Origin of the sequence: Acidaminococcus sp. BV3L6, assembly GCF_000468835.1 — a bacterium.
Taxonomy (GTDB): Bacteria; Bacillota; Negativicutes; order Acidaminococcales; family Acidaminococcaceae; genus Acidaminococcus; species Acidaminococcus intestini.
On record NZ_AWUR01000029.1, the window covers coordinates 28,137 to 39,577 of the forward strand.

Sequence of the window (11,441 nt, forward strand, 5' to 3'; positions counted from 1 at the left end):
ACTTGCTCCACCTCCAAAAAATAAGACCCCGTCCCCTAAGGGACGAGGTTTAACCCGTGGTACCACCCTCATGACAGGCTTATCCTGCCACTTTGTATGGGATAACGGCCATAAGACGGGTCATTCTACTGTGATTTCGATGACCAGCTCCGGAGTGATCTTCTTTCTCATTTCCTTCTGTCCAGGCTCACACCCTCCCCGGATCGCTCTGCCAGAAATGGGAAGTACTGTCTCCCTCATTGCATTGTCGATATACGCTGATATTATACACTCACGGTCTGGGTACGTCAATCATTTGGGAAAGGAGAAAATCAGTTCCGTCCCGGATCCTGCTGCACCATGGCTTCATAGAGCAGGATGCCTGCAGCAACGCCGACGTTAAGGCTTTCCGCTTCCCCCAGCATGGGAATCTTGACGCGGGCGGCACTTTTTTCCAAGAGACTGTGAGAAACCCCTTCAGCTTCACTGCCCATGATGAGCAGCGTCTTTTGGGGATATGTGAAATCCCGCAAGTCAGCGGCGCCATCTAGGGCTGTTGCCACCAAGGTCCAACCTGCCTTTTGGGCAAAGGTCATAAGGGCGTCTTCCGTGATTCCCGTAAAGACCGGGATATGGAAGAGGTTTCCCATGGCTGCACGCACTACCTTGGGGTTATAAAGGTCGGCACTGCCAGAAAGCAGGATAACGCCTTGGGCATTCATGGCCCGTGCGGTACGGATCATGGTTCCGACATTTCCAGGATCATGGATTTCGTCAAGAACCAGGATCAGCCCCCTTTCAGGATGGACCGTTTCAAGGCTCCTTTCCTTAAGGCGGACCAAAGCGGCCAACGATTGGGGCTCTTCCGTTGCCGTCAGTTTTTTCATGATGTCCCCAGTCACTTCATAATAGGGAATGTCTGACCCTTGAGCCTCTTTTTGGAAATCCTCAGGAAGATCCGTAAAAAAGTAAGCCGTCACGGTCCACGAAGACGACCGGACTTCCCGTACAGCACGGACCCCTTCGACGAGAAATAGGCCTTCCCTAAGGCGGTACTTTTTTTGCTGCAGGCTGGCGGCCTTCTTCACCGTTTCGTTCTGGAGGGATGTGAGACGTTTGATCATAGTTCCTCCCTCAGCTTTTCAATATCTTTCTGGGTGCCGATGAGCACCAAGATGTCTCTCGCAATAAGCGGTTTTTGCGGATCCATGCTGATTTCCGTCTTTTTATCAGGGTGCTTGACGGCTACGACATTGACGCCAAAACGACGTCTTACATCAAGGTCGACCAAGCTCTTGCCGACAGCCCCAACAGGAGCATCCAGTTCAACAAGGCAAATGTTGTCGGACAGTTCCACAAAGTCGAGGATGTTGGTAAAGCCCAAACTGTGACCAACCCGCCGCCCCATGTCCCGTTCCGGGAAGATGACGGACGTGGCGCCGATTTTTTTGAGCATCTTTCCGTGGATTTCGGAGGAAGCCTTGGCAAGAATGGTCGCCATACCGGCTTCCTTAAGGATCATGCAGCACAGAAGGCTTGGTTCCAGGTCCCCGATGGCAATGATGGCTGCGTCAAAGTTCCGCAGGCCCAGACTCTTGACCACCGTTTCATCAATGGCCTCACTGACAACAACATGGGTCAGCTTATCGGCCATTTCTTGGACTACTTCTTCGTCATGATCAATGCCCAGGACCTCATGGCCCATTCCGACCAGGGTTTCCGCAACGGACGCGCCAAAACGCCCCAGGCCCCAGACAACAAACTGTTTCTTTTTGTTCATAGTTATGCTCCTAGCCAATGATGATCTTTTCTTCAGGATACCGGATCAAGGCTTCCCTGCGGCGAGCCGTAAGGGCCATGACAAACGTCATGATGCCTACACGTCCGGCATACATGGAAAGGATCATGATGATCTTCCCGCCTGCCGTAAGATGCTGGCTAAGTCCGCTGGAAAGTCCCACCGTCGCATAGGCTGAAACCACTTCAAATAGGGCCTCCACAAGGCTTGTCTCCTCTAGATACGTAATGCCAATGATGGCAAGAAAGATCCAGATGATGGACAGCGTGGTAATGGCAAAGGCCCGATGGATAGTCTCCTGGTCAATGCGCCGCCCAAAAATGACACACTCCGGCTTCTGAAAAAGCACTTGATGCGCGGAAAGGATCAGCAAGGCAGCCGTTGTCGTCTTGATGCCGCCGCCCGTTGATGCCGGGGAAGCTCCAATGACCATGAGGAGCACCATAACAAGGATCGTTGAAGTGCGCATCTGCATCAGGTCAAAGGTATTGAAGCCTGCCGTACGGGCAGAAACGGACTGGAAGAAACTGGCCATCCATTGGTCACCGACCGATAGGGTTCCAAGGGTCCTTCCATTGTCAAATTCCATGACCTGGATGAGGAGCGTCCCAAGAGCGATCAGGGCCACTGTCGAAACAAGGACGAGCTTTGTATGGAGCCGGTAGTTCCGAAAGTGCCGGGTATGGACCACGTCACTCATGACGGCAAAGCCTATGCCGCCCAAAATGATGAGCAGGGCAATGAGGCCGTTGACCACCGGATCATGGACATAGCCCACAAGGCTCTGATAATTGCCAAAAAGGTCGAAGCCAGCATTGCAGAAGGCGGAAATGGCATGCCAATACCCATAATAGATGCCCTTGAGGCCAAACTGCTGATAAAAACGCAGGGCCAGGGCCGTTCCAAGGACCCCTTCCACAACAGCCGTATATTTGGCCACGCGCAGGCTCATGCGGACCACGCCGCTCATATCATTCTGGTTGAGTGAGGCCTGGATCAGCATGCGGTCCTGAAGATTGATGCGCCGCCCCAGGGCAACGGAAAAAAGCGTGGCAAAAAGCATCAGGCCCAGTCCGCCCAATTGAATGAGACCAATGATGACCAACTGACCAAAAAGAGAAAAAACCTTTCCTGTATCACAGACAACAAGACCTGTGACACAGGAAGCAGAAGTCGCAGTAAATAAGGCATCAAGAAAAGGCATCCACATCCCATCCCTATGGGAAATGGGCAGCATCAAAAGGAAAGCGCCTGCAAGGATCAGCCCCAAAAACGTCAGGGCAACCACTTGATTAGGAGAAAAATGTTTTCCTTTCAGCAAAGAAGGTTACCTCCGAATCATCTCGCCCGTAATTTCACGGAGCGTAGCTGCCCCGCACATTTCCATCGTATCCTTGAGTTCAGCCCCCAATTTATCAACAAGGCAGCGTACGCCTTCCTTGCCACCGCCATAAACAGCATTGACAAAAGGTCTGGCAATAAGGACGGCATCGGCGCCCAGGGCAAGAGCCTTGAAAACATCAACGCCGGTACGGATCCCGCCGTCAACAAAGATTTTGACCTTGCCGCCCACAGCAGCCGCGATTTCCGGCAGGACTTCGGCCGTAGCAGGGCTCTGGTCCAGGACGCGTCCCCCGTGGTTGGAAACGACGATAGCCGCAGCGCCCGCTTGGGCGGCCTTGACGGCTCCTTTGACGCTCATGATGCCCTTGACGATGAAAGGCACGTCCGTGAGGGCAATGATTTCTTTCATTTCTTCCACCGATTTGCTGCCAGCAGGCGGCACAAATTTTTTAAGGAAGGGAAGGCCAGCTGCATCTACGTCCATAGCAACCGCAAGGGCTCCCGAAGCCTTGACAAGGTCCATTTTTTCCCTGATCATCTGCATGTTCCAAGGTTTCACCGTCGGAATGCCCACACCTTGGCAGTCCTTGATGGCGTCCGTGGCCCCGCGCATGACTTCCGCGTCCATGCCGTCGCCCGTAAAAGCAAGGATACCTGACTCAGCACAGCCCGGGACGAGCTGGGCGTTATAGGTCACATCATTATATTTATCACTGTAGTGCATGGCAACCGCACCAACAGGACCGGCAAAAAAAGGATAGGCAAAAGAATGTCCAAACAGGGACAGACGGGTATCCGTTTCCCTTTTTTCGCACAGCGTATCCATGACGACGCGGACTGTCTGCCAAGCCTGATAATTGCGGATGGCTGTGTCCCCTACCCCCTTCGCGCCAGGTCCAGGGATGGTATTGCGGCAGGCAACGCCATTGCAGATTGGGCAGCCATGGCATTTGCCAAGGCATTTCCGTGCATTTTCAACAAGTTCTTTATAATCCATGAAAATAACCCCCATACAGTAAAGTATACTGTTATCATTATACCACAAGGAACACTTTTCGCTTCAAAAACGCCGGTGTCCGGCTCCTCTATTTTTGCGTCCTCAAATAGGCGATGTATTCATTTCCCCAGGTCTCGATACTGCTAAGCACGGGGCCAAAACGGCGGCCCATATCCGTGAGAGTGTACTCCACTCGGGGCGGGACCTCGGCATAGACATGACGCGTAATAAGACCGTCCTTTTCCAGGGCCTTTAACTGAGAAGCAAGGGTTGCGTGGGTAATGCCCGTTGCTCGTTCCAGCTCGCCAAAGCGTTTTGTTCCATCATAGAGCTGATGGAGCAGGATAATGGCCCATTTGCCCTGCAGGAGCCGCTGGGCAGTCACAAAGGGACAGACCCCAAAATCATCGTGTTCCATGGCATTTCCTCCCAAAGGTCAAGCAATTCATACTAAGTCAGTCAAGAAACCGTTCTTGTTTTCATTATAGAGCGGGATTATAATCAGAGCAAGTTCAAAAAATAGCGTTTTATCGAAATGATAAAGGAGGTCTCCCCTATGAAAAGAATGCCTGCATTATTTATTGGCCACGGCAGTCCCATGTTGGCTTTGGATCATAATGAAATGACAAAAACCTTGACTGAACTAGGCAAAAGGATCATCACGGACTATGGCCGGCCCAAAGCGATTGCCGTCGTTTCCGCCCATTGGTACAGCCGAGGCAGCTACGTCAACGCCGCGCAAAAACCGGAACAGATCTACGATATGTACGGGTTCCCCCAAGCCCTTTATGAAGTCAGCTATCCAGCTTTGGGCGACCCGCAGACAGCCCGCCGCATCCATGATCTTACAGGGGCCGTCATGACGGAAGACTGGGGCATCGACCACGGGGTATGGACGCTTTTCGTCCATATGTTCCCTGATGCATCACTTCCGGTTGTTCCCCTCAGTGTCGATGGGACCCTTTCCCCTCATGATCAGTACGCCTTTGGAGAAAAACTGGCCGCCCTGCGGGAGGAAGGCATTGTCGTCGCAGGAAGCGGAAACATCGTCCATAACCTGATGCAGACGGACTGGAATAACCCCCACGGTTCCAAAGAGGCGGACGAATTCGACGCCTTTATTACGGAAAAGGTCCAGGAACGCGATGATGAAGCAGTTCTCACCTATCGGGACCACCCCCTTGCTTCCTACGCGGCACCCACGCCGGACCATTTTTTGCCCCTTCTGTATCTTTTAGGGGCATCCAAAGGGGAAACACCGGAAGTCTTTAACCACATCCGCAACCTGGGCAGCATCTCCATGACAAGCTATCTTTTCCCCTAAGCGCAGAAAAGACCGTGAAAAGAAGCGACTTTTCGCTTTTTTCACGGTCTTTTTTTATTTCATTTGATCATATCCAGGGACCAAATAATCGGTCAGGTACCCCACCTTGAATTTTCGGGGGTCGTCTTCCCGCAGCAGTTCATTCTGGGTGAGGACGATATCCAGCGCCTGCGGAGTGAAACGGGCTGTACCGCTCATGTGCATGATGATGATGGAACCCTTGCGGACCCTTTGCCGAGGCGTATAGATTCCTGCCTTGATGGCCCCCACCAATTGGGAAAGGCTGTGGGCGGCATAATCCTCGGTACTTTCATAGCCAGAGACCAAATAGGTATAGCCTGTGTTGAAAAGCGCCTTGGCTCCGTTCTCGCTTATGGCAAGGGTGGGCGGACGAAAAAGACGGGAAAGGCTATAGCGGCCGCCGACCTTGACATCTCCTACGGTTTCTGCCAATTTTCGATAGGCCTCAGCCACATTTTCCGCATAGGCTTCTGGATTTTGGGATTCTACGATTTTTCCCTTTTTATCCCGAAAGGCCATGGCGGCATGAAGGTCCGTATGGCTTCCAATGGTATGCCCTTCCTCTGCAATGGCCCGTAATAGATTCGGATTGCTCGGCATGTAGCGCGTAATGATGAAAAAGGTGGCCGGCACCTTATGTTTGCGAAGGACATAAAGCAGCTGATTGATGGTATTGTCCGTCCCCCAATCATCAAAGGTCAGGAAAATGGTCCTTTCAGGAGCCGTCTTGATGACGCCGCTTTTATCGGCTTTGCGGATCACATCCTGATCGAGGCCGTACATCCGGTCCTTATCGTCAACTTGCGGCGCGCCGATATAGTGGGACAAAAAGACCTTGGAAAAATTATGCTGGTCCACAGGGTAAGCAATGGTTCCCGGCTGGAGGGCCTCGGGAATCCGCTCCTTAGGAACGGGATAGGTCCAGCGCTTTGCCGTATCGCGGAGAACATCGCTGACGGAAAGGACTTCGTAGGACGAATCGTTCCGGGGATTTGCTTCCGGTTGGTCCTGGAAGGTTCGGTATGTATTGACGTCGACCTTTTCCTTATGGATCCTTGTCATGACTTTGCCGATAAGGGTGGGATCCGAAAGAAAATCCAGACGGAAATAGAGAATCTGTCCCCGTCCCAAGGAAAAGTCCCATTTTTTGAAGACAGCGTTCATGATTTCATCCGTTGACATGGCGTCTTTGAGCCGGGTCAGGACCACATTGCGTGTCTGTCCCACCAAGGTGAGGTTCATTTCACGAGCGACGTCCTCAACAATGGTTGAGGAAGGGCCATACATTTGCCGCACCACGGTCGGTGTCACGCCATATTCTTTTTGAAGACGCGTCCTTATGCGCTCCAGCTGCCCTTTGACCGCGTCCCGTGTAGGAGCGTCCCCAGGGCGCAGACCTATGCCAATTTCCTGGCCATGGTTCTTGATGAGGCGAATGGTTCCTTGATTTTCCCGCAGTTCACGCTCCGTCACAAAGAAGGTGCCCCGCAGCTTTTCTTCATCCATTCGCTGGAGTACATCGGCTACGGTTTGGGCGTTTTGCAGACCGCCAAAGGTAAAGATGACGGCCTGTTTGGTTGTTGGAATGATGGTTAGTGCCTTTCCGGCTTCGCTTAGGGAAGAAAAGCCAACGCACAGACAGAAAAGGTACAGCAAGATGAGTTTCTTCACGGTTTACTCCTTCCCTCCTTCCCCTGTACGGGAAGCAAGCTGTGAAAGATTGCCGCTGCCCCCGAGGGACCAGAGGAACACGTGGGGATAGCCAGCTTCCAGGGCCGCTTGGCTCCAGGCTTCAAGGGTCGTAACGTCAGCATACCAAACAGTCATGGTGTGTCCATCGGCTTCATAGGAAAAATGGAGGGCCGCGCTGGCTTCATCCCGCTGGGGAACCTTTCCATATTGTTCAGCAAGGGCCGCTGCCGCCTGTTCAGAAAGGAAACGGCCTTCTTTTCCGTCCTTCCAGATTGCGCCACCCATCGAAAAGGCAAGGGCGGCCTCCCCCCTGAGGGCATCCATCTTCTTCATCGTTCTGCGAATAAAGGCCAGATCGGCCTTGGGGCCGGGGCCATTATGGGGACCATGGAGGTTATAGGCCATGACGACATATTCAATGTTCTTCGGGAAAGGGGCACCAAATGGCGCCGACGGTTCCAGGATGACGCGGACCTTGAGATGGCGCCGTGCAGCCTGCGTTTCCAGTTCAGAAAGAAAACGCAGGAAGTGTTCCTGAAGACGGGTATCGCCCTTTTTCCAAAGGGTTTCATAGTCGATTTCGACGCCTGAAAAGCCGTGCTTTTCCGCAAGATCAAGAATGGATACAGCATGCTTTTTGCGGCTCTTTCCGGTTGCAAGAAGGCTGGCTAATTGTTCCGTATCCTTTAAGCGGCTCGTTCCATCTGGGAAAACCACATCATTGACAATGGTAAGATAGGCCCCGTCTGCAGAAATCGCTGGCTTTTGGAACCTTTCAGGGAAAACCAATTCCTTTCGGTCATTAAAATACGCGGCAAAATATGAAATGTCCTGGAGGCGGTCCTGAAGGACCTGGGCTTCTTTTTCCCCTTCTGCCCGGTTCCAATAGGGAATCCATGCCGAAAGGGACAAGTGAGCACTCATGCCTTCCCGGGTGGGACCTACTAGACTCAAAAAGACCATGAAGACCAGAAAGAAAGCCCAGCGGTGTCGATGAAAAGTGATCATAGGGCAGCAAATTCCCCTTTCTTTTAGATATAACGAAGGAACCAATTCAAGATGTCTTCCCAGTATTGCCCGGCTTCATACCGGAACCGGTCAAGGCCAGACAGCTTAAGAGAATAAAGGACCTGCTCCTTTTCGGGATCAAGGCCCGTTTGGGAATGGATAACAAGGTCTTCAAAAGTCGCGTCATACACACTTTCAGCCTGGTTCTTTTGGCTCCAGCTTTCATTTTTCCCCATGTCCGCCCCCAAAAATAGACAACCCGGATCAAGGATCAGGACGGATAGCGGATCAAGGGCTTTCCCATCGAGGGTGATGAGCAGCTGATCATCCTGAAGGGAAAGGGTGAGGCTGTGGCTTTCCCGGGCATTTCGTTCCAGCTTCGGTTCATAGGGAGCAGCCCCCTCCTTGACAGAACGGGCTGGTTTCGCCTTTCGTGCCGCTGCTTTTTGGGCATACCGCTCAGCAGCCTGTCTAGTCGGGGCATAACGGGCAAGTGTCTCATAGTCCTTGACTTCCGCTTCCTTCTGAGCTTCTTCAACAGAAAGACGGGGCCTATCAAGGAGCACATCCACATTTTCCTGCAGGAGCGGTGTATCTTTCCCATGGCGCCGTTCCGTGACGATGAGCCTGCCGCCGCTTAGTTCCACGATAAGGCATCGTGAAAGGTCTTCACTTGCCCGCAGGAACAGCTGCTGACGGCCAAAGGTGTTGCCCGTAAGACGAACGGATAAGCTGAAATTTTGATACGCTTTGCTGCCCAATAGTTCGGTCAGCCCAATGCCATAGGGAGCCGTCGTAAGGATAAGGGAATTGCCCGTGATTTCCGAGGCGCCAGAATAGTGTTTCCACGCTTTTTGGCGCTTTTCGTCACCTTCTTCAAAGGGAATCTTCCCCATGCTTTTCGTATCGGCGGCAACGCGCATCAAAAGGTGATTGACAGGCCATTTTGTACCCGGTTCCAGGCGGGTCAGGTCGTAAGGGCTGCTGTTATGGGCATTGAATGAACTGCCTTCCCGATTGAAATTGATGGTAAAGAGCCGGCGGATCCACTTTTCATTGACCGCGCTCACATCGTCCTGGTTGCCAAATTGGGTGGTGTTGGCATGCATGAGGGCGTAGGCTTCCGGGACAAATCCTAATTCTCGCTGGTACGTATCGCGAAGGTTCATATAATCAAAATCGATCCGCCGCACCATATGCTGGTAGCTTTCCCTTGCATAGCCATCCTTATCGCGGAGATAATCCATGAGGTAATGATTGTAATTGCGTCCCAGGCTGGAACGCAGCATGGAAAACTGCAGCGGCGTCAGCTCGCCCAGATAATTGTGGTAGCGGTCAAAGACGTTGATGAAGTGCAGCCGGTACCCATCACTTCCCATATCCCAGAAGGACGAATCCATGAGGGACTGCATGTCCCGCTTGCTAAGGAACTTGGGATCCTTGGATTCCAGTTTTTCCGCATAGGAAAACATGGTGGCATGGAAATTATATTTTTCCAAGCTCTTTTGGGCAAAAATAGCCGTATCCCGGCGCCCATCCTCAAACATCAAATACAAAGCCCGCGGCGGAAGGCGTTTTCCTTCATGATAATAGGCGGCCACGTCTTTACTGGTGACTGTGACATAGCCGGCTTTCCGAAGGGCCGCCAAATGGTCATTTAAAAGAGGTTCCCCAATAAGGTCCGAGGTTCGCCCCGTCCGGTCAACGCCGCCATAGGAAAGGGCAATGAATCCCGTATTGAGAGTGGAACTTTCCTCATCCTCAGCATAGGGCGTATAGGATTTAAGGAAAAAGAAGGCATAAAAGATCCCCAATAAGACCAAAAGGAGGATAATAAACTGGATCAGGACACGCCGTTTCTTGCGGCGGTCCTTGAGCACCGTATAGGCATGATCTCCAAGGCTCATGGCTTCATCTTCCCTCCTTTTTGGGGTCCTACGTCAGCAGGTGTGGGACGGGTCCCCCAATTGGATTTCCAGAAGGTGAACCAAGCCACGGGCATCTGCCAGAGCAGGACCAGCTCGTAATAGATACAGAACCACAGACCATAAATCCAGGTTGTACTCCGCCGCAAAAAAAGCTGGGCAAGACTCATCAGGGCCGCCATCAGGAACATCCCGACAAAAAAGCCCAAGGGGACAATTCGGTACATGATGGGGACATAGAAGACATTATAGAGCACAATGATGGGAGCAATAATGGGAACCAAAAATCCCATATAGAAGAAAATGGCGGCAAACGGTTCCTTTTTCCACATATAACGAGCCGCAATCAGGGATTCCCGCAGCCAGGACCGTTTCCAGCGCATCTGCTGCCGGAGGAACATGCGGTGGGTATTGGGGACAATGGTGGAACAGATAGCCGTATCCTGATAAGTTGTGCGATGTCCGCGGAGAATAAAGTTCGTCATGCTCCGGTCGTCCCCAAAGGTCGCTTTCTGTCCCAGGAACGTCTGGTGCAGCCACGCCTCCTTATGGGCAAGGACAAGATCCTTGCGATAGCACGAAAGCGGTCCCGACAGGCAGGTCACGGCATCAAAGTAGCCTTCCGCCGCTTTCATGATGCGAAAGGCAATATAATAGCGGACAGACTGCATCTTGGTCAGGGAATTGGTATAGGTATTGGCCACGTCAGTCCTGCCCGAAACGCCGCCCATCTTTTCGTCCTTGAAGGGTTGGACAAGATTCCTGACGGCATAAGGGTCAAGAAAGGAGTCTGAATCCACAAAGACGAGGAGGGGCTTTGTGGAAAGCTCAGCTCCGCGGGCCATGGCTTCCCTCTTGCCCATATTCTGAGGCTGACGGATCCAGCGGATCCGCTGGTCCGTGTGGAAAAGCTGATCCGATGCGGTCAGGGAATCAATGGTCTTTTGGATCACTTCACAGGAATGGTCCGTGGAATGATCATCGACAACGATGACTTCCAGCTGCTCAGGAGGATAATCTTGGTTGATGGCGCAAAGGATGGTCCGATCGATCCACGTCTCTTCGTTAAAACAAGGAATGATGATGGTGACCCCCGGCGTAAAATCGGGATCCACCTTCATAGGCCGGTAGAGCGCGCCAAAAAGGTAGCGTGATAACAGCAGGGTAGCGGCAATGATGCTATATAAATAAAGAGTCTTGTTGAACCGGAAATAAAGGACCGATTCAGCCCGCATCATGATGATGACAAAGACAACCACAAAAAGGAAAAACGAAGCAAGCCCCAGCATATAGCGGCCGCGTTTTTTATTGGCAAACTCGGCAAGCGTGTCCGCAAACTGCACGCCAATAAAA

At 52.2% G+C, this 11,441-nt stretch carries 10 protein-coding genes and 1 other annotated feature; of the genes, 1 reads left to right on the plus strand and 9 read right to left on the minus strand.

Annotated features, from left to right (window positions below):
- Nucleotides 1-35: 35 nt before the first annotated feature.
- Nucleotides 36-249 (minus strand) — a binding site (T-box leader).
- A 62-nt stretch (nt 250-311) separates the two neighbouring features.
- The 5 genes from HMPREF1246_RS05525 to HMPREF1246_RS05545 form a co-directional block, all read right to left on the minus strand.
- Nucleotides 312-1,103 carry an RNA methyltransferase gene (locus HMPREF1246_RS05525; RefSeq protein ID WP_009014828.1) on the minus strand — a complete coding sequence of 264 codons (792 nt, stop codon included), beginning with the start codon at nt 1,101-1,103 and terminating at the stop codon, nt 312-314.
- The gene (locus HMPREF1246_RS05530; protein ID WP_009014829.1) at nt 1,100-1,759 is read right to left on the minus strand and encodes a TrkA family potassium uptake protein; all 660 of its coding nucleotides are present in this window, start codon (nt 1,757-1,759) and stop codon (nt 1,100-1,102) included. Before HMPREF1246_RS05530 ends, HMPREF1246_RS05525 begins: the two co-directional genes overlap by 4 nt.
- Before the next feature lie 10 nt (nt 1,760-1,769).
- The gene (locus HMPREF1246_RS05535) at nt 1,770-3,098 is read right to left on the minus strand and encodes a TrkH family potassium uptake protein (RefSeq protein ID WP_009014830.1); all 1,329 of its coding nucleotides are present in this window, start codon (nt 3,096-3,098) and stop codon (nt 1,770-1,772) included.
- Between the two features lie 6 nt (nt 3,099-3,104).
- Nucleotides 3,105-4,118, minus strand: a complete 1,014-nt coding sequence (locus tag HMPREF1246_RS05540; protein WP_009014831.1) for an alpha-hydroxy-acid oxidizing protein — start codon at nt 4,116-4,118, stop codon at nt 3,105-3,107.
- Nucleotides 4,119-4,206: 88 nt separating this feature from the next.
- Entirely contained in the window at nt 4,207-4,536 is a 330-nt protein-coding gene (locus tag HMPREF1246_RS05545; protein ID WP_016459604.1) for a helix-turn-helix domain-containing protein, read from the minus strand.
- A gap of 138 nt (nt 4,537-4,674) precedes the next feature.
- Here HMPREF1246_RS05545 and ygiD point away from each other — a divergent pair, with 138 nt between their 5' ends.
- Entirely contained in the window at nt 4,675-5,442 is a 768-nt protein-coding gene (gene ygiD, locus HMPREF1246_RS05550) for a 4,5-DOPA dioxygenase extradiol (RefSeq protein ID WP_021736936.1), read from the plus strand.
- Between the two features lie 54 nt (nt 5,443-5,496).
- Here the strand turns inward: ygiD and HMPREF1246_RS05555 are convergent, their stop codons facing one another.
- The 4 genes from HMPREF1246_RS05555 to HMPREF1246_RS05570 form a co-directional block, all read right to left on the minus strand.
- The gene (locus HMPREF1246_RS05555) at nt 5,497-7,134 is read right to left on the minus strand and encodes a polysaccharide deacetylase family protein (protein WP_021736940.1); all 1,638 of its coding nucleotides are present in this window, start codon (nt 7,132-7,134) and stop codon (nt 5,497-5,499) included.
- A 3-nt stretch (nt 7,135-7,137) separates the two neighbouring features.
- Complete coding sequence (locus HMPREF1246_RS05560) at nt 7,138-8,163, minus strand: glycosyl hydrolase family 18 protein (protein ID WP_009014835.1); 1,026 nt, start codon at nt 8,161-8,163, stop codon at nt 7,138-7,140.
- A 23-nt stretch (nt 8,164-8,186) separates the two neighbouring features.
- A complete protein-coding gene (locus HMPREF1246_RS05565) occupies nt 8,187-10,070 on the minus strand; it encodes a hypothetical protein (protein WP_021736939.1) in 1,884 nt (627 codons plus the stop codon).
- Nucleotides 10,067-11,441 (minus strand): glycosyltransferase (locus HMPREF1246_RS05570; protein ID WP_035224417.1); only part of this gene is annotated, 1,375 nt, incomplete at its 5' end. The genes HMPREF1246_RS05565 and HMPREF1246_RS05570, both read right to left, overlap by 4 nt.

What these genes read in the sequence shown, in the direction of transcription:
- HMPREF1246_RS05525 (WP_009014828.1), bottom strand. Translation starts at nt 1,103, where the DNA reads ATGATCAAACGTCTCACATCCCTCCAGAACGAAACGGTGAAGAAGGCC.
- HMPREF1246_RS05530 (WP_009014829.1), bottom strand. Translation starts at nt 1,759, where the DNA reads ATGAACAAAAAGAAACAGTTTGTTGTCTGGGGCCTGGGGCGTTTTGGC.
- HMPREF1246_RS05540 (WP_009014831.1), bottom strand. Translation starts at nt 4,118, where the DNA reads ATGGATTATAAAGAACTTGTTGAAAATGCACGGAAATGCCTTGGCAAA.
- HMPREF1246_RS05545 (WP_016459604.1), bottom strand. Translation starts at nt 4,536, where the DNA reads ATGGAACACGATGATTTTGGGGTCTGTCCCTTTGTGACTGCCCAGCGG.
- ygiD (WP_021736936.1), top strand. Translation starts at nt 4,675, where the DNA reads ATGAAAAGAATGCCTGCATTATTTATTGGCCACGGCAGTCCCATGTTG.
- HMPREF1246_RS05560 (WP_009014835.1), bottom strand. Translation starts at nt 8,163, where the DNA reads ATGATCACTTTTCATCGACACCGCTGGGCTTTCTTTCTGGTCTTCATG.
- HMPREF1246_RS05565 (WP_021736939.1), bottom strand. Translation starts at nt 10,070, where the DNA reads ATGAGCCTTGGAGATCATGCCTATACGGTGCTCAAGGACCGCCGCAAG.